This is a genomic window from Longispora sp. NPDC051575, from assembly GCF_040681875.1.
Classification (GTDB): domain Bacteria; phylum Actinomycetota; class Actinomycetes; order Mycobacteriales; family Micromonosporaceae; genus Longispora.
On record NZ_JBFAZP010000020.1, the window covers coordinates 1 to 19859 of the forward strand.

Genomic DNA, 19859 nt, shown 5'->3' on the forward strand with positions numbered 1-19859 from the left:
GGGGGGGGCGGCGCCCCCCCCCGGGGGGCCGCGGGGCCGGCGGGGGGCCCGGGCGGGAAAACCCCCCGCCCCCCGCGGGGTCCTCCGGGGTCCACGGCCCTTACTTCCCGTCTAGCGCCAGCTGTTGCGGAACGGCTGCCGGGGCGCGTTCAGGTCCGGCCGGCCGATCAGCTTGTCCGACGACAGCGCGTAGATGCCGTCGTTCGTGAACACCCACACCAGGTTGCGGTCCCATTCCACGTACACGGCGTGGGTCTGGTTGCCCCGGGCGTAGTCGGGCACGTCCTTGCTGTACCCGGCCGGCACGAACTGGGCCGCGATCCTCGGCCGCTTCGGGTCGGACGTGTCGTAGAACTGCACCCCCGCGTTGTAGAACGCGTAGGGCAGCAGGCCCTGGTCCGGGTCGCCCGGCGAGGTGTAGCTGCCGGTCCGCTTCGGCCCGAAGCTGCCGCCGCGCTGACAGTAGTCGTCGAACTTCGCCTTCTTCGCGGGCTCCGGCCGGGGCAGGGCGCCCACGATCCGGGGCTTGGCCGGGTCCCGGGCGTCGATCTGGAACACGTCCTTGTACGGCTCGTAGCAGTCCTCACCCAGCGGGTACCCGGACACGTACACGTATCCGGTCTTCGCGTACTGCGACACGTCGACGTTGTCCGCCTCGGTGCCGCCGACGCTGGCCGGCAGGTCCACGTGCCCGACCTGCTTCATGTTCGCCGGATCGGAGATGTCCAGGATGGACATGCCGAACCCGGCGAGCGCGGCGAACGCGTACCTGCCGCCGTGCTCCACGGGCTGCGGGATGAACAGCGACATCCGCGCGCCCATCCAGGACGTCTGGTTGCCGCACCGCTGGTTCTTCGCGTAGGCCGCCGCCTCGGAGGCCAGCTGGCCCGGGTAGTGCCACTCGCCGAGCTTCTTCGGCGCCGCCGGGTTCGACATGTCCCAGGCCTGGTAGCCGGGGGAGTAGAGGTAGGTCGGCACCTCGGTGTTGCTCCACGAGTCCAGCGGGGCCGTGGCGATGAACATGTACTTCTCGCCGATGTAGTACGGCGTGTCGATCGAGCCCGAACCCTGCTGCGGCGCGCCGGTCGGGTTCGAGTTCAACGGGTCGGCGATGGAGGCGTCCGTGCTGACCGTGGACAGCAGCTTCCAGTCCTTCTTGCGCGGCCCGTTGAGCTGGTACACCTTGAAGCCCTTGAGGCCCTTGGTCTCCCGCAGCGCGGCCACGCCCTCCGGGTTGTGGAACTTGGAGTGCTCCGGACTGTCACCCAGCTCCCCGACCTGGCGCTTCTGCTCGAAGCTCTGCACCATGACGTAGGCCTTGAGCTTGGCGTTCCACTGGATCGTGGACGCGCCCCAGTAGTCGTAGGCCGCCCAGTCCTTCCCGGCGTACTTCTCGACGTTCTCGCCGTAGGGCACCGAGACGTCGTCGCGGCTCATCGTCTCGACGACCTTCACGTTCTTCACGTCCGTGATGTCGTACACCCGGCCGGCGCTGCGGTCGTACTGGAACATGTACCGCCGGCCGTCGAAGTCGACGATGTTCTGCCAGGTATGGAAGTAGTCGGGGGTGAACTGGGCACCCCGGTAGGAGGCCTCCACCTTGACGTCCCCGGACGTGTAGCTGTTCGGGTCGTAGCCGAAGGTCTTCGGGAACAGCTCCTGCGCCCCACCCGGGAACGCTTTACGCTCCTCGTTCGCCGGGGTCAGGTCGGGGTGCCGGAAACTGCCGTCGAGCTGCATGCCGTAGCTGCCGGGGTCCGCGTCGGCCGGGCGGCGGTCGCCGCACACCGTGGGGACGCCCGGTCCGGTCGGCGCGGCCTGGACCGTCGCCGGACCCAGGCCGACGAGCAGCCCGAGCGCGGTGGCGGACGCCGCGAGTACTCTCTTGCGCATCAGTCCTTCTCTCCTGTGGTGGAACTAGACCCCCGAGTGGTGGACCAGCGCGTCGGCGGCGCGCCAGCAGTCATGGAACGTCGAGTACAGGGGCACGGGCGCGAGCCGGATCACGTCCGGGTACCGCGCGTCGGCGATCACCCCGTCCGCCTCGGCCATCCGCGCGGCCAGCTTGTCCGCGTCCCCGGGCACCCGGACGGACAGCTGACAGCCCCTGTTCTTCGGCGTGATCACGGTCAGGCCGGGGGCCTCGGCGAGCAGGCCCGCCAGGTACCCCGTCATCCGCAGGCTCTTCGCCCGCAGCGTGGCCATCCCGATCCGGTCGAACAGCCTCAGCGACGCCAGCACCGGGGCCATCGCGAGCACCGGCGGGTTCGACAGCTGCCACGCGTCGGCGGAGGCGACCGGCTCGAACTCCGCCGGCATCCGGAACCGGGTCTCCGGATCGGTGCCCCACCAGCCCGACAGGCGCGGCAGGCTCCGGTCGGCGGTGTGCCGCTCGTGCACGAAGCAGCCGGCCACCGCCCCCGGCGCGCTGTTGAGGTACTTGTACGAGCACCAGGCCGCGAAGTCCACGTCCCAGTCGTGCAGCGCGAGGGGTACGTTGCCGACGGCGTGCGCCAGGTCCCAGCCCGACACCGCGCCGGCCGCCCGGGTGGCCGCCGTGATGGCCCCGATGTCCATCAGCTCGCCGGTCAGGTAGTTCACCCCGCCGAGCAGCACCAGGGCCACGGTGTGCCCCTCGGCGGCCAGGAACGCGGTCACGTCGGCGGTGCGCAGACACTCCTCGCCGGGCCTGGGCCGCAGCCGGACCACGGTCGCGTCCGGGTCCAGTCCATGGTGGACGGCCTGGCTGCGCACCACGTACGAGTCCGACGGGAACGCCGAGTCCTCGATCACGATCCGGGTCCGCTCGCCGGCCGGCCGGTAGAAGGTGGCCATCATCAGGTGCAGGTTGACCGTGAGCGAGTTCATCACCACGGTCTCGTGCGGGAGCGCGCCGACCAGGCGGGCCGCCGGTTCGCGGAGCAGCTCGTGGTAGCGGTACCAGGGGCGCTCCGCCCGGTGGTGGCCCTCGACGCCGTAGCGGCCCCAGTCGTCGAGTTCCCGGGCGATCAGGAACCGGGTCTCGCGGGGTTGCAGGCCGAGGGAGTTGCCGGCCAGGTAGGCGGCCTCCGGGTACCGGCCGCCGGGGGCCGGCGGGATGTGGAACTCGGGGCGCAGGGTCGGCAGCGGGTCGTCGGCGTCGCGGCGGAAGGCGGCGGCCTCGGTGTAGTCGGTGACGGTCACCGGGCACCACCCGGGAGGGCCTCGGCGGCCCGGGCGGACGCGGCCCGGGCGGGCGTTGCCTCGGTGGCCGGGGCCGGTCGCGCGGTGGCCCCGGCGCGGGCCAGGTCCAGGGCGATGTCCACGATCATGTCCTCCTGTCCGCCGACCATGCGGCGTCGCCCGGCCTCCGCGAGAATGTCGCGGGTGTCGAGCCCGTATCGGGCGGCCGCCGCCTCGGCGTGCCGCAGGAAGCTGGAGTAGACCCCGGCGTAGCCGAGCGTCAACGTCTCCCGGTCGACCCGCACCGGGCGGTCCTGCAACGGCCGGACCAGGTCGTCGGCCGCGTCCATCAGCGCGTACAGGTCGCAGCCGTGGGTCCAGCCCATCAGGTCGGCCACGGCCACGAACGCCTCCAGCGGACAGTTGCCCGCGCCCGCGCCGTGCCCCGCGAGGGACGCGTCGACCCGGCGGGCGCCGTTCTCCACGGCCACCACGGAGTTGGCGACCCCGAGGCCCAGGTTGTGGTGCGCGTGGATGCCGACCTCGGTGGCGTCGTCGAGCACGTCGCGGTACGCGCGGACCCGGTCGGCGACGTCGTTCATGGTGAGCCGGCCGCCGGAGTCCGTGACGTAGACGCAGTGCGCGCCGTAGGACTCCATCAGCCGGGCCTGCCGGGCCAGTTCCGTCGGGTCGGCCAGGTGCGACATCATCAGGAAGCCGGCGACGTCCATGCCGAGTTCGCGGGCGGTGGCGATGTGCTGGGCGGACACGTCGGCCTCGGTGCAGTGCGTGGCGACCCGGACGGACCGCACCCCGAGGGCGTGCGCGCGGCGCAGGTCGGCCACCGTGCCGATCCCGGGGAGCAGCAGGGTGGTGAGCACCGCGTTGCGGGTCACCGGGGCGGCGGCGGCGAGCCACTCGTCGTCGGTGTGCGCGCCGGGGCCGTAGTTCACGGAGGAGCCGGCGAGGCCGTCGCCGTGCGCGACCTCGATGCCGGCGACCCCGGCGGCGTCCAGGGCGGCGGCGATCGTGGCGACCTGGGCGGTGCTGAACCGGTGCCGGCTGGCGTGCATGCCGTCGCGGAGGGTGACGTCCTGGACGAACACGTGCGTGCCGGCGGTGCCGCTGGCCGGGGCCGTGGTGCCCGCGTCGGTCGCGTAGGAGGGAGTGGTCATGCCCGCACCAGCCGTTCCGCCACCCGCAGCGCGGCGGAGGTCATGATGTCGAGGTTCCCGGCGTACGCCGGCAGATGGTCGCCCGCGCCCTCGACCTCGAGGAACACGGACACGAGATACCCGGGCCCGCCCAGGTCCGCGAGGTGGTCGCCGGCCGCGACGGCCCGGAACTGGACCTCCTGCTTGAGCCGGTACCCGGGCACGTAGGCGGACACCTCCGCGACCATCTTCTCGACCGACGCCGTGACCTGGGCCGGGTCGCAGTCCCCGACCAGGCAGTACACGGTGTCGCGCATGATCAGGGCCGGCTCGGCCGGGTTGAGCACGATGATCGCCTTGCCCCGGGCCGCGCCGCCGACGGTGCACAGCGCCCGCCCGGTGGTCTCGGTGAACTCGTCGATGTTGGCCCGGGTACCCGGACCGGCCGAGCGCGAGGCGATGGACGCGACGATCTCGGCGTACGCGACCGGGGCGACCCGGTGCACGGCCGCGACGATCGGCACGGTGGCCTGCCCGCCGCAGGTGACCATGTTCAGGTTGGGCGCGTCGAGGTGCTCGTCGAGGTTCACGGCGGGCACCACGTGCGGGCCGATCGCGGCCGGCGTCAGGTCGACGAGCCGGACCCCGTACGGGCGCAGGACCTGCTCGTGGTGGCGGTGCGCGCCGGCCGAGGTCGCGTCGAACACGACCGTGACCTGGTCGAAGCCGGGCATCGCGACGAGCCCCTCGACGCCCTCGTGGGTGGTGGGCACGCCCAGGTCGCGGGCTCGAGCGAGCCCCTCGGAGTTCGGGTCGATGCCGGCCAGGGCGGCCAGTCGGAGCGCGGGGGAGCGCAGTACCTTGATCATCAGGTCGGTGCCGATGTTGCCCGAGCCGATGATCGCGACGGTGCCCGTCATCGGTTGCCTTTCAGGTCGAAGAAGCCGACGGCGTTGCCGCCGAGGATGAGGTCCCGGTCCCCGGGGGAGGCGATGCCGGCCCGGACCACGTCGCCGGGGGTCTCCTCGCCGAGCGGGAACGGGTAGTCCGAGCCGAGCAGCACCCGGTCGGCCCCCATCACCTCGACGAGCAGCCGCAGCGCGCGCGGGTCGAACACGGCGGAGTCCACCGTGAACCGGTCGAGGTAGCCCGACGGCGGCTTCGCGGAGTCCGCCCGGACCAGGTCGCGGCGGTGCCAGGCGTTGTCGGCCCGGCCGAGCAGATAGGGGAAGCTGCCGCCGCCGTGCGCGAAGCACAGCCGCAGCGACTCCGGCAGCCGGTCGAACGCCCCGGACAGGGCCAGCCGCAGCATGGTCAGCTGGGTCTCGGCGGCCATCCCGACCAGCCAGGGCAGCATGTGGCCGGCCATCCGGTCCGCACCGAGCATGTCCCACGGGTGCACGAGCACGGGCGCGCCGACCTGGGCGCAGTGCGTGAGGAACTCCACCATCGCGCCGTCGTCGAGGTAGTCGGTGCCGACGTGGTTGCCGATGTGCACGCCGTGGTGCCCGGCCGCCACCGCCGCGGTGACCGTCTCGCAGGCGAGATCGACATCCTGCAAGGGCACCTGGCAGAGGGGTACGAGGCGCTCGGGTGCCGCCGCGCAGTGCGCCAGGATCCGCTCGTTGACCAGCGCGCACCAGTCGGCGGCCCGGTCGGCGGGCGCGTCGTAGCCGAACATCAGGGGCGTGGACGACACGACCTGGACGTCGACCCCGGTGGCCTCCATCGCGGCCAGCCGTTCCGCGGGGTCCCACAGCCCGGCGGTCACCGGCCGGTACTCGGCCCCGCCGGTCATCATCATGCCCGCGCCGTCGGCGTCCCGGCGCAGCCACGGCTCGTCGGCCACGCCCAGGGCCCGGCCCTCCGCCCGGCTGATCTCGGGGAACACGTGCGCGTGGCTGTCCACCACCGGCGGCCTCACGGTCGGACCTCGACCACGGGGCGCGCGGACTCCGGCCACTGCTTCCCGGGGTGGGTCGCGCCGCAGTGCGGGCACAGCCGGTCGGAGGCGTAGAAGGCGTTGAACACCGGGGGCAGGTCGTCCACGATGGACGTCACGCGCACCTCGGAGCGGCGGACGAGGTGGTGGCACTCCAGGCAGTACCACTCGAAGGCGTCGAGGTGGCCCTCCGGCCGGGCGTACTCGACCACGAGGCCGATGCTGTCGGGTTCGGGGCGCTGGGGGGAGTGCCGGACGTGCGCGGGCAGCAGGTACACGTCGCCCTCGTTGAGCTGCACGTCCACCGGCGGCCGGCCCGCCTCCTCCATGATCCGCAGGACCATGTTGCCCCGGAGCTGGTAGAAGAACTCCTCCACCGGATCGTCGTGGAAGTCGGTGCGCTGGTTGGGACCGCCGACGACGGTGACCATCAGGTCGGTGCCCTGCCAGACCTGCACATTGCCCACGGGCGGGCGGAGCAGGTCGCGGTGCTCGTCGATCCAGCGCTGGAAGTTGAACGGTTGCCTCACTGCGGCCTCCTCGGCGCGTACGCCACACAGGCGATCTCGATCAACAGGTGCGGGTGCGGGAGCTGGTGCACGGCGACCGTGGTGCGGGCCGGCCCGGACTCGTCGAAGTACTCGGAATAGACGGCGTTGTACCCGCCGAAGTCGTTCATGTTCACCAGGTACGTGGTCACGTTCACCACGTCGGCGAGGTCCGCGCCGGCCGCCCGCAGGATGGCCGCCACGTTGTCGAGCACGGCGGTGGTCTGCGCGCGGATGTCGAGGTCGGTGACGCCCATCGGGTCGACGGTGGCCCCCGCGAACGTGCCGTCGGGCCGTCGCGAACTGGTGCCGGACACGAACAGCAGGTCACCGGCCCGGCGGACATGCGGGAACCGGCCCCGGGGCGGTGCGGCCCCGGCCACGGTCAGCGCCTCGTCTCGACCGGTCACGGTCGGGGCGGCGGCATCCTCGCCGGACACTGTCGGCGCGGCGTCGACCGGGCCGTTCGGGCCCGGAGCGGTCGCCGGTCGCGGGTCGTGGCTGGTCACGTCGTAACCTCCACGTGCCCGAGCCCCGCCGCGACCACCCGGACGTGCGCGCCCGCCGGTAGTTCCACGGCCGCCGTAGCGGCCCCGGCCAGGACTACCCAGCCCGGCTCCAGCGCCAGACCGGCAGCCCCCGCGAGCCGGGCCGCCGCCACGAGCGACCGCAGCGGGTGCCCGAGGATCGCCGCCGAGGACCCCGCCGCCGCGACCCGGCCGTCGATCTCCAGCAGCATGCCCAGATTCGACAGGTCCACGGCCGCCGGGTCGTGCCACGGGCCGACCCCGAACGCGGCGGCCGAGGCGTTGTCGGCGATCACGTCCGGCAGCGAGAAGGAGAAGTCGGCGAACCGGGAGTCGAGCACCTCGTAGGCGACCGCGACGCCGGCCACCGCGCGGGCCGCCGTGGCCGCGGTGACCGGCCCGGAGAGGGGCTCGCCGAGCAGGAACGCGAGCTCCGGCTCGACCCGGGGGTGGATCAGCGCCGCGTGGTCGAGCCGGCCGCCGTCCTCCACCACCATGGCGTCGGTGAGCAGGCCCCAGATCAGGTCCGCGACACCCATCTGGGCCATCTTCGCCCGGCTGGTGAAGCCCATCTTCACGCCGACGAAGGTCTCGCCCCGGGCCACCCGCAGGTCGAGGGCCGCGCGCTGCACCGCGTAGGCCGCGTCCACGTCCAGGGGACCTTCGCTGGTCAGCCGGGGGATCGCGCGACGACCACGGACGGCGTCGTCGAGCTGGCGCGCGTGCCCGGCGACAAGGCCGGCGTCGGGGGCGCCGCGCCCCGCGTACCCGTCAAGGCCGCTCCGCCCCGCGTACCCGTCAAGATCTAGGTTCTTCATGATTGTCCTCCGAACGCGACCCGCACCGAACCCAGACCGTCGATCCGCGCCTCCAGCACGTCCCCGGGCACCGCCGCGACCATCGGGCCGAGCGCGCCGGTGAGCACCGTGTCCCCGGCCCGCAACGGGGTGCCCAGGGCCGCGAGGGTGTCGGCGAGCCACAGCGCGGCGTGCAGCGGATGCCCGAGGCAGGCCGCGCCGAGCCCGACCGAGACCTGCTCGCCCCGGCGCTCCATGACCATGCCGGCGAGCCGCAGGTCCACGTCGGCGAGGGCCACGGGCCGGTTGCCGAGCACGTACATCCCGGAGGACGCGTTGTCGGCCACCGTGTCCACGAGCGTGATGTCCCAGTCCCGGATCCGGCTGCCCACCACCTCGATCGCCGGCAGCGCGAACGCGGTGGCCCGGATCAGGTCCGCCACGGTGTGCCGTTCCCGGTCGAGGTCGCGGTCGAGGACCAGCGCCACCTCGGCCTCGGCCTTGGGTTGCAGCACCGCCCCGGCCGGCACCTCCGCGCCGTCGGGCAGGCACATGTCGGCGAACAGCGCGCCGAAGTCCGGCGAGTCCACCCCGAGCTGGCGCTGCACGGCCACCGAGGTCAGCCCGATCTTGCGGCCCACGAGCCGGCGGCCGTCGAGCAGCGCCTGCTCCGTGCCCAGCGCCTGGACGGCGTAGGCCTCGGCGGCGGTGGAGATCAGGTCCCGGACCGGCGCGCACGGCACCCCGGTCCGCCGGGCCTCGGCGAGCCGGTCGGCGGCCTCCCGGATCACTGCTCCGCCCCGATCCCGACGCACACCGTCACCGGCTCCGAGAAGAAGTCCAGCGAGTGCGCGCCGCCCTCCCGGCCGATGCCCGAAGAACGCAGACCTCCGAAGGGGGTACGCAGATCCCGCAGGTTCCAGCAGTTCACCCACACGATGCCGGCCTCGATCCGGGCCGCGACCCGGTGCGCGCGGGACAGGTCGGTGGTCCACACGGTGGCCGCCAGCCCGTACTCCGAGTCGTTCACCCGCCCCACCACCTCGGCCTCCGTGTCGAACGGCGCCACATGGCACACCGGCCCGAAGATCTCCTCCCGCACGGTCCGAGTGTCGTCGCCGAGCCCGGTCAGCACGGTCGGTTCGACGAAGAAGCCCTGGTCCATGGCTCTGCCGCCCACCTCGACCGTCGCGCCCTCCTCCTCGGCCAGCCGGAAGTGGCCCAGCACCTTCGCGCGGTGCCCGGCGGAGATCATCGGGCCGTAGTCGACGCCTGGTCTGAGTGCCCGGGTCCGTTCGGCCAGCGCCCGGACGAAGCGGTCATAGACGGGACGCTGCACGTAGACCCGCTCGGTGCACAGGCAGATCTGCCCCGCGTGCGTGAAGCTCGACCGCACCGTCCCGGCGACCGCCGCGTCCAGATCCGCGTCGGCGAACACCACGGCCGCGTTCTTGCCCCCCAGCTCGAACGACACCGGGGTCAGGTTCGCAGCGGCGGCGCCCATGATCGTCCGGCCGGTCGCCGTGGCCCCCGTGAACGCGATCGCGTCCACCCCGGGATGCGCCACCAGGTGCGCCCCGGTCGCGGCGGCCCCGTGCACCAGGTTGAACACCCCGGCGGGTACGCCCGCCGCGTCGATCACCTCCGCGAGCAGCGTCGCCGTGCGCGGGGTCAGCTCACTGGGCTTGGCCACCACCGTGTTGCCCATGGCCAGCGCCGGCGCGACCTTCCAGGTCAGCAGCAGCAGCGGCAGGTTCCACGGCGCGACCACCGCGACCACGCCCAACGGCCGGCGCAGCGTGTACGACAGGGCCGCCCCGGAGTTCCAGCCGTGCGCCGCCGTCGGATACGCCTCCTCGGCCCGCCCGTACAGCAGGTCCGCGTACGCCCGGAAGTTCCCGACGGCGCGGGGGATGTCCACGGTCGCGGCCAGCTCCCGGGGCTTCCCGGTGTCGGCCACCTCGGCGGCCACGAACTCGTCGAACCGGGCCTCGATCCCGTCGGCGATCCGGCGCAACACGGCCCGGCGCCCCTCGACCCCTTCCTCGCCCCACGGCCCACCCAGCGCGCGCCGGGCGGCGGCCACGGCCCGGTCCACGTGCGCGGCGGACGCCTCGGGCACCGTACCGGTCGTGCGGCCGTCCGTGGGGTCCACCAGCGCGAACGTGTCGGCGGCGGACTCGAACGCTCCGTCGATGTAGAGCACCGGATCTCCTCGGGTCGGGTTGTGCCCCTCACTCTGACCTCCAGAGCTATGCTTGACTAATACTGATCTGCGCCTTAGCTATACCAATCTTGATATAGGAGATCCCGTGCCGGACCTGCTCGGCGGCAAACTCAAGCTCCGCCACCTCGTCCTGGTCACCGCGATCGCCGACCACGGCAGCGTCCTGCGCGCCGCCGAACACCTCCGGCTCGCCCAACCCGCCGCCACCCGCGCCCTCCGCGAGCTCGAGGACCTCCTCGGCGTCGACCTGTTCACCCGGGGCCCGCGCGGCATGCGCCTGACCGTGTTCGGCGAAGCCTTCCTGGAGCACGCCCGAGCGGTGCTCACCGAGCTCCGCCGGGCCGGCGAACGCATCGTCGGCCTCGCCGACACCGAGGTCGGCACCGTCACCATCGGCACCCTGCTCGCCGGCTCCAACGTCCTCCTGCCCCGGGCCATCGCCTCCCTGAAACGCGACCGCCCCGGCGTCACGGTCGTCGTCCGGGAGTCGACCTTCGACACGTTGGTGCCGGCGCTGCTCGCGGGGGAGGTGGACCTGATCGTGGGGCGGCTCAACCCGGTGCACACCCGTCCCGAGCTACGCCAGGTGACCCTGTACAGCGAGCCGGTGCGGCTCGTCGTCCGTGCCGGGCACCCGGCCGTCGGTCGGCCCGACCTGACGCTCGCGGACCTGATGGACTATCCGTGGATCCTGCCGCTCACCCAGACGGCACTCCGGCAGGAACTCGAACAGGTCCTCGCCCGGCACGGCCTGGAGCTGCCGGCCGACCGGGTGGAGTGCACGTCGATCCTGACGATGCGGGCGCTGCTCGTGGAGACCGACATGATCGCGGCGCTGCCCGGGTTGGTGGTGAGTACCGATGAGCGGTTGGTGGCGTTGCCGGTGGAGTTGGAGTCGGTGCGGCGGGCTGTGGGGGTGACGTTGTTGTCGGAGCGGTTGTTGACGCCTTCGGCGGGGTTGATGTTGGAACATTTGCGGGGGCGGGCGGAGGAACTGCGCGGGGCCCTGGAGACAGTGGGGCACTGAGCGACTGTCTGACTACGGATCAGAAGGTTAGGGGTTCGAGTCCCTTCGGGCGCACACAGTTTGACCTGGGCTCCTTCCTCCGAACGGAGGATGGGGCCTAGGTCATTTTTTGCGCCTAGCCCTTGCCGGTTTCCCCACGCTTCCCCGCGTAACCCCACGGGTAACCGCTACACGCGAGCAACAACGGAGCAGCACGGAGCTGCATTTCACGCGGGTGAGACGGGCCGAGCCCTGGTCGAATCAGATAGTTGGAAGGCGCGACACCGGGCCGGGCGTTTCCTCCACGGGCGTGGAGCGGACGACGTGAGGACCGTGATGATGCACCGGACCGGCGGTTCACCTCCACGCTCGTGAAGGTGAACCGGGCATTCCACCCACAGGACCAAACGACCGTCAGGCGCCCGCGGCAGCGGAACCGCAGCCAGCACATCCCGCAGCCGGCCGTCATCGACACGACCACAAGCCACCGCGTCATAGAGACCGCCATGCCCGCGCCGGTGCTCACCCACCAGCGACAGCTCCGCCAGCGACCGCACCGGCCCGTCCGCGCACAACACGGCATCCGCCAGCTCGAACAACGCGTCAGCCCTCGCGGTCAAAGCCTCGTAGAACCCTCGCCGGAACCCGGACAACTCCCCGAACGCCGCACCACGACCACCGTCACGCACACTAACCCCGCAGCCCTTGAACCGATCATCACACTGTCGCAAGTGGAATGATCGACCAAGAGCCGTCCTCACGATCACCCGGGTGAGCTCTCGGTACCCACAGGTTAAAGATCAAGTTAGCGGTGCAACTCGCCGCACCTAGCGGTACAGGCCAGAGGATCTCATCTCTGCCGATAGACTGCCTCGGGCAAGTTGAGGGAGTCCTGGAGGAGTAGGTGCCGTACCTGATCGGCGAGTCGAACGGCGACGACGAGGTGGAGTTCGCGGTCGACGTCGCCGGCATCCCCTCCGCGCAGGGAAAGGCCGAGCGACTCAAGGCCACGGTGCGTGGTGAGCTCCAGTTTGCGGCACGGGCCGCGATGAGCCGGCGTAAGCTTCTGAAAACCGGCATCTGGCTCACTAATCATATGTTTCACACATTCATCCGCAGCAAGCAGGACATGGACAATAGTCATAAATTTGTCCAAGACTGCCTGTCGGGCATCGTCTACCCTGACGACTGCACGATCGAGGACAGCTGGCAGAAGCGATACGACCTGCGTAAGAAGACCTTCGACATGTGCACGCCTAGGCTTGCCCTCGACCTGTTGCCCCAGGTCCCGCGTCGCTCGATGATCTATATTTACGCCACGACCGATTTCGAAAAGGCTATGTCGCGGAGGGGGGTCAGCAATGGGTAGCTGGTTTGCGTATCGAACAATTCTGGATAAAATTTCGGAGTACTTCGACGAGGGGTATTCGCTGCGCCCGCCCCGCAAGGGGGTAATCTCGACGCAGGCTCCGGATTTCCTCTTCTATCGCGAAGGTCTAACGGTAGTTTTGGAAGTGAAATCGGGACATTGGAAGCATCTGAAACCAGCGCCCCGATTGAGTGAAGGTCGACCATCAAGGGTTGACTTTTTGTGGCTCCCAGATGCCGAGCTCAGCTCAATAGAGATGGTCGGCCGGCGAGCTGTGGATGCTGCGAGGATTCTTGAGTCGGGTCATCTCGAAGCGGCTTTGATCATGGCCGTGGCGGCGATCGAAGCGGCCATGCACCGCATAGCCCTGACCCTGCCAGGGCGGGACATCCCTACCCCGGAGTCGCTCACCCCGCTTATCGGGCTCCTCCTTGACGAAGGCTTGCTCGAAGAAGTAGACCCCGGGCTCTTGGATGAGATCTTCGTACGGCGCAACCAGGTTGCGCACGGGTATGCGCTCGACGATCAACTTCGAAAGCCATTTGTTGCCCAAGCAGTTCAGTTGGCGCAACAGTTGTTGTCATCGAGGAAGCTTGGAGTTCATGAAGCCCTCAACCGCGTATTCACATTCGAAGCGATGGATCTGGCGCTGAGGCGGGAGTACGCGCAGATTCGCTCTCGCATAGAGCGAGAACACTTGTTGAAGGAGACCCTTGTGAATGAGGCCGTCGATCTATGCCGTGAGGTGACCGAAGCCGCACTGGTTTCGTCTGGTGTCTAAGCCACAAACTGGATGCGCGTACCAGAGGTACCATATTGACCAGCATGGAGAAGGAGCCGGTGAAGCGCTCCGGTCCCGGTCTCGGACGCTGCGGCTGCGGCCGGCCATAGCCGGAGCCGTGGTCGACCTGTACGACCCCGAGGCTGAGTCGCCGAAGGCGATGACGGCGACCTCCTCGACGACCGGCTTGTCCTGCGACGAGCCCACGTTTCGCCCGGCACTGGCCGCCGAGCCGACCCGCCTACGCGTGGCCCTGCTCCTGGTCCTCAGGTCGCGCGTTTCGGACGTGACCGGCGCGACCCCTGTCCTCCCGGGTACGCCGAGAGACACCTCCTGATCGGATCATCCGGAAGGGAGGCGAGATCCAGGCCATCCCGCTGCCCGCGTTCGTCGACGACAAGCAGGCTCACCACAGTGGTTGCGGTCGGCCGGCTCGACGGGCACCTGATCTGCGGCGTCGACGCCGGACCGACTACCGAGGCCGCGCTGATCCGCGCCAACTGTCGCATCGCCCGGGGTCAGCGGCGGGTTCTAGAAACGATCGTCGAACAGCTCTCGCCTGGGACTACGTCGGTGCCGAGGGCTTCTGCCCGCGATGATTCCACGGGCACCCAAGTCGGCGATCGTCGTGTTCCATATTTGCCGCCGATACCACTGCTCATTCCTTCGACATCTGTCTGAGCAGTACACGGCGTTGATTCGGCGAAGGCGCTTCCCGTCTCGAGTGAGAACTGGCATCGGTCCAGTGCAGTGATAACAAAGATCACGTTCGGCAACTGGGAGCCGGACGTACTCGGCTCGCTGAGCGCTGCGCCAGGACTTCTGTCGGCAGGCGCTCGAGCAGAACCTCGCAGTGTCGGGCGGTCCTCGGCAAGCGCTGACGGCATCCGGGAGCGAGGCAATGAGGCGGCGAGACAGGGGACTCTGCGATGTTGGAATGCTAGTGCACGTTGCCGTGCGCGGGAAGACGTTTCGTGAAACGATCCGTGAAACACACCTCTAAGCACAAAGGGCCAGGTAGGGACGGTGGCATATCGAGATTCGTCGTATCCTACGCGCGTGCCTGTGGATAACCCCGACTCTGAATTTGTCGTACCGTCTGCGAGAATCAGATCGGGACACATCGCATGTGGACACTGTGGTTAGCTGTCGTTTTCGCAGCTAGACACGGCCGATACTGTGCCGGTCCAAGGAATGCGCGCCGTTCGCGGAAACGCGAACGGCACCCGCTGTAACGGGTGCCGCTCCTAGCCCACTCGATCCTGCTAGCACGCAAAAAGGCCACCATGAGCGTACCGTCTGCCTCCCAAAGGGGGATGGCGAAGCCAGGCTACTGTCCCGCCGCTGCCTCCCGTTGACCCAGTTCGTCAGGGTGCTAACCGCCCTGACCGGGTTCATCGCAGCGGCAACCGGGCTCATAGCAGTCCTCAAGTAGCTCCGAGCGGCTCGGCGGCCAGCCGTCGAGCCGCCAACTACGGTCGAGATTTTGCGTAGTCTGGCCTGGGGTTTCTAGTGTGTCGGGAAACTGGCACCCTGTCGGGTTCACGCTGACGTGTTGTGGCGCCACTCCCCATGTGAGGCTGCTGGAGGAGGAGTTGTGGTGGACGTGGTCGTCATGGTTGTGGTGCCGTTGGCTGCTTTGTGGCTGCGGTTGTACTTCCGGCTGCGGGGGCAGCGCGAGGACCGCCAGTATCTGCTCGCCGCAGCGCGGTTGCCGCACGGCAGCAGGATCGTTGAGCAGCGTGGTGGAGGAGTTAGTCGGATGGTGACGGTGGGGGACGTGCGCGCAAGCGAAACCGGCAATGGGTGAAACCGCCGGGCCGGTCCTTCCGGAACCCGCTGAACAGCTACCAGTGCCGGCGACCGGACACGTGGACCAAGGTGGCACAGCCGCCGTTCGTGTTGGCGTGGATGCGGCGTTCAGTTCCTACTACCGGTCCTTCGCGCCCACGCTAGTCGCGTTCCTGATCTGGCAAGGCGCCCGACTGCATGACGCTGCGGAACTGGCGCAGGAGACGATGATCGAGGCCTATCGCTCCTGGGAGTCGATCGAGCACCCGAGATCGTGGGCCCGGCGGGTGGCGTCGCGCAAGTACGGCCGGATGATCGCCCGTGTCGAAGCTCTGCCGGCAGAACTCGCTGAAGACCAGGTGCCGTTGCTGAGCGTGAGGTGCGACGTGGCCGAATGGGAACAGCGGCAGGACGTTCTGCGGCGCCTCGCCCGACTTCCGGCCAGACAACGACAGGTCATGGCATGGCGCCTCGACGGCTACGAACCAGCTGAGATAGCCGATGAACTCAGCATGACACCAGAGGCGGTGCGGTCCAGCCTCCTGAAGGCCCGCCGCGCCATCCAGGCGCTCCTTTCCGGCGAAGAGGAGGCGAATTATGCATGACCTTGCTTCCGCCCCTGACCCGGACCGGTGGATCAAACAAGGGCACGTCGACCTGATCGCGGCCCTCGGAATCGTGCTGGACGTCAAAGCTGGGCTGCGCGATGTCCTCCTCACCGCGCGGCACGCCACGTTCACCGAACAGGTCCGTCAGTCCCTGGACATCGAAGCTGGACTGGCCGCGATCCTGCCGACCCCTCAAGTTCTCCAAACTCAGGCAACCCCGGGTCCCCCTGTAGCCGCCAGCGAACAATTTCCACCCAGTGCGCCCTCATCTGGGCCTGGCTCACACGTTGTTCAGGTCCTCATGACGCTTGACCCCAGCGCGCGCCTGATGGCCCGATATGAACCAGCGGTAGTCGCGCTCACGATGTATTGCGCCCGCGACGTCGCCCGCATCCGAACCCGTGAGTTCGTCCGCGACCTTGACGACGCTATCGCCGATGGCACCGCCCGTGCCCTCGCCCGCACATACCTCCACATCATCGGCCCCGTTCGCAACCTCATCCTTGCCCTCGACAAAGGCATCAAGGCAGACCTTGAATATCCTCGCGCTCTTGATCGCTACCACGGCCGCCGCTACAACCTCAACGAGGACCTCGAATACGCGCTACGCAAAGCCCTGGCTGACGACGCCGATATCGCCCGAGACCTCGGCCTCGAAAGCACGTCAATTCACGGCCTCGATCGTGCCCTCTCTTGCGATCTCGAACGCTTCGACTCCCTCCGCAGCAAGTTGGTTTTCAACCTCAACGGCGACGAAGACCTTGACTCCACCGGAGCCCGCTCCCGCTCCCGCCCCCGCGCCCGCGCCGATGCCCTCGACAGGACCTTCGACCTCATCGGAGCCCGCGCCCGCGCCCTCGCCGATGCCCTCGACAGCGCCCTCGACCTCAACCGAAACTTAGTCCGCGTCCTTGCTCACGGCCACGCCGACACGCGCGCCCTCGCCCATGCCCTTGAGCAGGACGGCGATCTCGACCTCGACCTCGCTCTTGATCGAGTCAGCGCCCTCGACCGCGCCCTTCTAGACTTCAGCGGAGCTGATCTCTCCGGCGCCAACCTGGAGCGGGTACGACTCCGCGGAGTGCTTTGGTCGGACACGACCGTATGGCCGCAAGGATGGGTCGACCGCATCCATCGAAATTCGATAGAGACCGAACCAGGCACCTACAAGATTCAAGATGGCCCCCCGTACAGATCCACATATGACCGAAACGTAGTCCGGTAGAGGCGTCGCTACAGGCGAATTCACACCCGGTGCTACGAGCCAGTCCGCGCGCGCCGCACGCACGTGGAGCCAGTGTGATCGAACAGTTCCAGGCCCTCGTTGACCCGCTGTGGAAGCAGTTCACTTACGCCAAGCTGCTGCTCCGCGAGACTGGGGTCGTGCACGACGCCGCCCCGGTGAGCTTCTCGGTTGCCTGGTCGTGCCCGGCGGGCGTTGTCACACCGGGTTCGCGGCCTTCGTGGTGGCCGTCTTCTTTGCGGAGCCCTGCGGTCATCGAGGATCAGATTCTGCGGAATTGGTCAACGAGCGCGGCGCGGCGGCTCCAACTCGAGGGCGCCGGTGATCACTTAATTGGTCAATATGTTGTAACCCGAAGCCCCTGATCCGCGCGGTACCAGGTTTCCACCTCAACGGCTCGACGCACGGGCCCCAGAGTCACCAGCGATAGCCAGTGTTGGCTGGGCCGGTCTGGCGCCGGAAGCCATCAGCCGTCGTGTTGACGACGTTCCTCCCAATAGGCGAGGTCGTCGCGGGTGCCCAGGGTTTGGGGGTGGTCGGGGCTCAGGATCCGGGTCTGGTCGGTGAGGAGTTGGTCGAGCGCGGCCGCTGCTCCGGCGGCGTCTCCGGCCTCTCCCTTCCAGTGAGCGAGGTTGCGGCGGGCACCGAGGGTTTGGGGGTGGTCTGGTCCGAGGATTCGGATCTGGTCGGTCAGGAGTTCGGCGAACGCGGCCGCCGCCCCGGTGATGTCTCCGGCCTCTCCCTTCCACCAGGCGAGGTTGTTGCGGGTAATGAGGACCTCGGGGTGGTCTGGTCCGAGGATCCGGGTCTGGTCGGTGAGGAGTTGGTCGAGCGCGGCCGCCGCTCCGGCGGCGTCTCCGGCCCTTCCCTTCCAGTGAGCGAGGTTGCGGTGGCCGCCGAGGGTTTGGGGGTGGTCTGGTCCGAGGATCCGGGTCTGGTCGGTGAGGAGTTGGTCGACTGCGGCCGCTGCTCCGGCGGCGTCTCCGGCCCTTCCCTTCCACCAGGCGAGGTTGTTGCGCGTGGCGAGGGTATCGGGGTGGTCTGGTCCGAGGATCCGGGTCCGGTCGGGGATGAGTTCGGCGAGCGCGGCCGCTGCTCCGGCGGCGTCTCCGGACTGTCCCTTCCACCAGGCGAGGTTGTTGCGGGTGGCGAGGGTATCGGGGTGGTCTGGTCCGAGGATCCGGGTCTGGTCGGTGAGGAGTTGGTCGAGCGCGGCCGCTGCTCCGGCGGCGTCTCCGGCCTCTCCCTTCCAGTGAGCGAGGTTGCGGCGAGCGCCGAGGGTTTGAGGTTGGTAGGGGCCGAGAATTCGGATCTGGTCGGTCAGGAGTTCGGCGAACGCCGCCGTCGCCCCGGCGATATCCCCAGCGTTGCCTTGCCAATTGGCGACAGCGGCGCGTGCGGTGAGGTTGGCAGGATGGCCGGGTCCGAGCGCTTGGAGGTAGTGGTCGAGGAGCGCGAGCACGGGAGCAGTCCCGATCTTTCCCGGAGGGTCGGTGAGCGTTAAGAAGGTCGCCCCAGTGATTGAGCTGGCGGCGACCTCGGGCGGGTTTTCATCTTCCTCCCGGCGATGCGCATGGCTGGGCTGGCTGGGTGAGTCCGGTACCGGTACCTGGGCGGGTAGGTCCAGTTCTGCGCGCCGGGCGGCTTTCCATAGTTCCCGGTACTCCTCGACGTTGCCGCCCATCGCTTCCACGAGCAGTTCAACCGTGCCCCAGGGCGGCACCTTCGGACCGCGGAAGGCCGCAGCGACGGTGGTATAGGTGATCGCGGTGCCGCGGGCCAGGGTGCGTGAGCTGGGTTCTCCGGCGTGCAGGTGCAGGTCGTGCAACTTGTCGAACAGGTCCGTGATCGGCCCTGGAGGGGTCGCTGCCCGGGTGAATGCCACCTGCGGTTCTCCACACTGTCCGTGATCGTGTCGGGGCGTTCAACATTGTCAGGAACCGTGCGATCGACTCCACCCGCCGTGTTGTCGGCTGTGTGACAGCGACAGGATCCTGTGCGGTATCGGCAAGATCCGAGCGACTTCGATACGCACCGTGAACACCTCCCGTGGCGGCCACAACCTGGAAATGACCTCCCCGGCACACCGCCGGGGCACGGGGAAATCCAGAAGGACGTGACCGACCATGACCATCGCGTGGCGAGCCCTCCGCGACCACCGCGCCACCCGCACCGCCCTCGCCGTCGCGCTCACCGCCGCCGGCGCCGTGCTATGGCAACACACCACTGGCGAACGGCCGACCGTCGTCGACATCGCCGCCGCCCTGAGCACCCTGCACCAGATCCTCACCCCCGGCCCCGGGCACCCAGGTCCGTCCACCACCGGCGGCCGATCGCGCCCCCGCGTTCCGTAGAACCGGGAGGGACAACCCGAGGTTGTCCCCGGCCCCGGGGCAACAACCTCAGGTTGTCCCTCCCGCTGCCTGGTTGGCGTCGATCTGGTCTCGCAGGGGTCGGGACCGGTCGCCGGCGGGAGTCCCGTCCCAGGTGGCCCTTGGAGGCCGCCGGTCCGGCACGCGCCCGGTGATCAGCCTTCGTGGACTGCTCGACACCGGCCGACGACCCCGCTGGCACCACCCTGAATCCCGTGCCGCTGCCGGTGATGCCGCCCGCCCGCCGGCGCCAAGACCTCATCGCCTACCTCGCCGGGCAGATCGGCGACCCCGACCGAGGCGCGCCCAGCCTCAGTCACGACGACGGTCAA

20 protein-coding genes, 1 tRNA gene and 1 pseudogene are annotated in these 19859 nt (G+C 69.4%); 10 read left to right on the top strand and 12 right to left on the bottom strand.

The window, feature by feature from the left end; translation table 11 throughout:
* Nucleotides 1-111 precede the first annotated feature (111 nt).
* The 10 genes from AB0M43_RS37355 to AB0M43_RS37400 all read right to left on the bottom strand — a co-directional run bounded on the left by AB0M43_RS37355 (nucleotide 112) and on the right by AB0M43_RS37400 (nucleotide 10336).
* The gene (locus tag AB0M43_RS37355; RefSeq protein WP_363732088.1) at nucleotides 112-1893 is read right to left on the bottom strand and encodes a hypothetical protein; all 1782 of its coding nucleotides are present in this window, start codon (nucleotides 1891-1893) and stop codon (nucleotides 112-114) included.
* A gap of 24 nt (nucleotides 1894-1917) precedes the next feature.
* Entirely contained in the window at nucleotides 1918-3183 is a 1266-nt protein-coding gene (gene kynU, locus AB0M43_RS37360; protein WP_363732091.1) for a kynureninase, read from the bottom strand.
* Nucleotides 3180-4337 carry a 4-hydroxy-2-oxovalerate aldolase gene (dmpG, locus tag AB0M43_RS37365; RefSeq protein ID WP_363732093.1) on the bottom strand — a complete coding sequence of 386 codons (1158 nt, stop codon included), beginning with the start codon at nucleotides 4335-4337 and terminating at the stop codon, nucleotides 3180-3182. Before dmpG ends, kynU begins: the two co-directional genes overlap by 4 nt.
* Nucleotides 4334-5236: an acetaldehyde dehydrogenase (acetylating) gene (locus AB0M43_RS37370; protein WP_363732096.1), complete on the bottom strand. Its 903-nt coding sequence runs from the start codon at nucleotides 5234-5236 to the stop codon at nucleotides 4334-4336. The genes dmpG and AB0M43_RS37370 overlap by 4 nt, the downstream gene beginning before the upstream one ends.
* A complete protein-coding gene (locus AB0M43_RS37375; RefSeq protein WP_363732098.1) occupies nucleotides 5233-6240 on the bottom strand; it encodes an amidohydrolase family protein in 1008 nt (335 codons plus the stop codon). Before AB0M43_RS37375 ends, AB0M43_RS37370 begins: the two co-directional genes overlap by 4 nt.
* Nucleotides 6237-6788: a 3-hydroxyanthranilate 3,4-dioxygenase gene (locus AB0M43_RS37380; RefSeq protein ID WP_363732099.1), complete on the bottom strand. Its 552-nt coding sequence runs from the start codon at nucleotides 6786-6788 to the stop codon at nucleotides 6237-6239. Before AB0M43_RS37380 ends, AB0M43_RS37375 begins: the two co-directional genes overlap by 4 nt.
* Nucleotides 6785-7246, bottom strand: coding sequence for a RidA family protein (locus AB0M43_RS37385; RefSeq protein WP_363732179.1), 462 nt, complete (start codon nucleotides 7244-7246; stop codon nucleotides 6785-6787). The genes AB0M43_RS37380 and AB0M43_RS37385 overlap by 4 nt, the downstream gene beginning before the upstream one ends.
* 65 nt (nucleotides 7247-7311) lie before the next feature.
* On the bottom strand, nucleotides 7312-8151 hold the full coding sequence (locus AB0M43_RS37390; protein ID WP_363732102.1) for a fumarylacetoacetate hydrolase family protein: 840 nt from the start codon (nucleotides 8149-8151) through the stop codon (nucleotides 7312-7314).
* Nucleotides 8148-8945 (bottom strand): fumarylacetoacetate hydrolase family protein, encoded by a 798-nt coding sequence (locus tag AB0M43_RS37395; protein WP_363732104.1) that lies wholly within the window; start codon nucleotides 8943-8945, stop codon nucleotides 8148-8150. Before AB0M43_RS37395 ends, AB0M43_RS37390 begins: the two co-directional genes overlap by 4 nt.
* On the bottom strand, nucleotides 8918-10336 hold the full coding sequence (locus AB0M43_RS37400; RefSeq protein WP_363732106.1) for an aldehyde dehydrogenase family protein: 1419 nt from the start codon (nucleotides 10334-10336) through the stop codon (nucleotides 8918-8920). Before AB0M43_RS37400 ends, AB0M43_RS37395 begins: the two co-directional genes overlap by 28 nt.
* Before the next feature lie 106 nt (nucleotides 10337-10442).
* On the opposite strand from AB0M43_RS37400, the gene AB0M43_RS37405 reads away from it, so the two are divergent.
* Nucleotides 10443-11384: a LysR substrate-binding domain-containing protein gene (locus AB0M43_RS37405; RefSeq protein WP_363732108.1), complete on the top strand. Its 942-nt coding sequence runs from the start codon at nucleotides 10443-10445 to the stop codon at nucleotides 11382-11384.
* Nucleotides 11359-11438, top strand: a tRNA-Arg gene (locus AB0M43_RS37410). Before AB0M43_RS37405 ends, AB0M43_RS37410 begins: the two co-directional genes overlap by 26 nt.
* A gap of 314 nt (nucleotides 11439-11752) precedes the next feature.
* On the opposite strand, the pseudogene AB0M43_RS37415 reads toward AB0M43_RS37410, so the two are convergent.
* Nucleotides 11753-12052: pseudogene (locus tag AB0M43_RS37415) on the bottom strand (transposase); the annotation flags it as partial.
* A gap of 215 nt (nucleotides 12053-12267) precedes the next feature.
* Here AB0M43_RS37415 and AB0M43_RS37420 point away from each other — a divergent pair.
* The 7 genes from AB0M43_RS37420 (at nucleotide 12268) to AB0M43_RS37450 (ending at nucleotide 17520) form a co-directional block, all read left to right on the top strand.
* Complete coding sequence (locus AB0M43_RS37420) at nucleotides 12268-12732, top strand: RusA family crossover junction endodeoxyribonuclease (protein WP_363732111.1); 465 nt, start codon at nucleotides 12268-12270, stop codon at nucleotides 12730-12732.
* Nucleotides 12725-13513, top strand: coding sequence for a hypothetical protein (locus AB0M43_RS37425; RefSeq protein ID WP_363732112.1), 789 nt, complete (start codon nucleotides 12725-12727; stop codon nucleotides 13511-13513). The genes AB0M43_RS37420 and AB0M43_RS37425 overlap by 8 nt, the downstream gene beginning before the upstream one ends.
* A gap of 118 nt (nucleotides 13514-13631) precedes the next feature.
* Nucleotides 13632-13850, top strand: a complete 219-nt coding sequence (locus tag AB0M43_RS37430) for a hypothetical protein (protein ID WP_363732115.1) — start codon at nucleotides 13632-13634, stop codon at nucleotides 13848-13850.
* A 1263-nt stretch (nucleotides 13851-15113) separates the two neighbouring features.
* On the top strand, nucleotides 15114-15323 hold the full coding sequence (locus AB0M43_RS37435) for a hypothetical protein (protein WP_363732118.1): 210 nt from the start codon (nucleotides 15114-15116) through the stop codon (nucleotides 15321-15323).
* 97 nt (nucleotides 15324-15420) lie between these two features.
* Complete coding sequence (locus AB0M43_RS37440) at nucleotides 15421-15909, top strand: sigma-70 family RNA polymerase sigma factor (protein WP_363732119.1); 489 nt, start codon at nucleotides 15421-15423, stop codon at nucleotides 15907-15909.
* Nucleotides 15902-17137, top strand: a complete 1236-nt coding sequence (locus tag AB0M43_RS37445) for a hypothetical protein (protein ID WP_363732121.1) — start codon at nucleotides 15902-15904, stop codon at nucleotides 17135-17137. Before AB0M43_RS37440 ends, AB0M43_RS37445 begins: the two co-directional genes overlap by 8 nt.
* A 74-nt stretch (nucleotides 17138-17211) precedes the next feature.
* Nucleotides 17212-17520 (top strand): hypothetical protein, encoded by a 309-nt coding sequence (locus AB0M43_RS37450; RefSeq protein WP_363732124.1) that lies wholly within the window; start codon nucleotides 17212-17214, stop codon nucleotides 17518-17520.
* A gap of 101 nt (nucleotides 17521-17621) precedes the next feature.
* Here AB0M43_RS37450 and AB0M43_RS37455 read toward each other — a convergent pair whose 3' ends face one another.
* Nucleotides 17622-18983: a tetratricopeptide repeat protein gene (locus AB0M43_RS37455; RefSeq protein WP_363732127.1), complete on the bottom strand. Its 1362-nt coding sequence runs from the start codon at nucleotides 18981-18983 to the stop codon at nucleotides 17622-17624.
* A 298-nt stretch (nucleotides 18984-19281) separates the two neighbouring features.
* Between AB0M43_RS37455 and AB0M43_RS37460 the strand changes: the two genes are divergently transcribed.
* A complete protein-coding gene (locus tag AB0M43_RS37460) occupies nucleotides 19282-19509 on the top strand; it encodes a hypothetical protein (protein ID WP_363732128.1) in 228 nt (75 codons plus the stop codon).
* Nucleotides 19510-19859: the final 350 nt, after the last annotated feature.

Bases quoted from the DNA above. Each gene is read 5' to 3' on its own strand.
- AB0M43_RS37355 (WP_363732088.1), bottom strand. From the start codon at position 1,893: ATGCGCAAGAGAGTACTCGCGGCGTCCGCCACCGCGCTCGGGCTGCTC.
- dmpG (WP_363732093.1), bottom strand. From the start codon at position 4,337: ATGACCACTCCCTCCTACGCGACCGACGCGGGCACCACGGCCCCGGCC.
- AB0M43_RS37370 (WP_363732096.1), bottom strand. From the start codon at position 5,236: ATGACGGGCACCGTCGCGATCATCGGCTCGGGCAACATCGGCACCGAC.
- AB0M43_RS37390 (WP_363732102.1), bottom strand. From the start codon at position 8,151: ATGAAGAACCTAGATCTTGACGGGTACGCGGGGCGGAGCGGCCTTGAC.
- AB0M43_RS37425 (WP_363732112.1), top strand. From the start codon at position 12,725: ATGGGTAGCTGGTTTGCGTATCGAACAATTCTGGATAAAATTTCGGAG.
- AB0M43_RS37445 (WP_363732121.1), top strand. From the start codon at position 15,902: ATGCATGACCTTGCTTCCGCCCCTGACCCGGACCGGTGGATCAAACAA.
- AB0M43_RS37460 (WP_363732128.1), top strand. From the start codon at position 19,282: ATGACCATCGCGTGGCGAGCCCTCCGCGACCACCGCGCCACCCGCACC.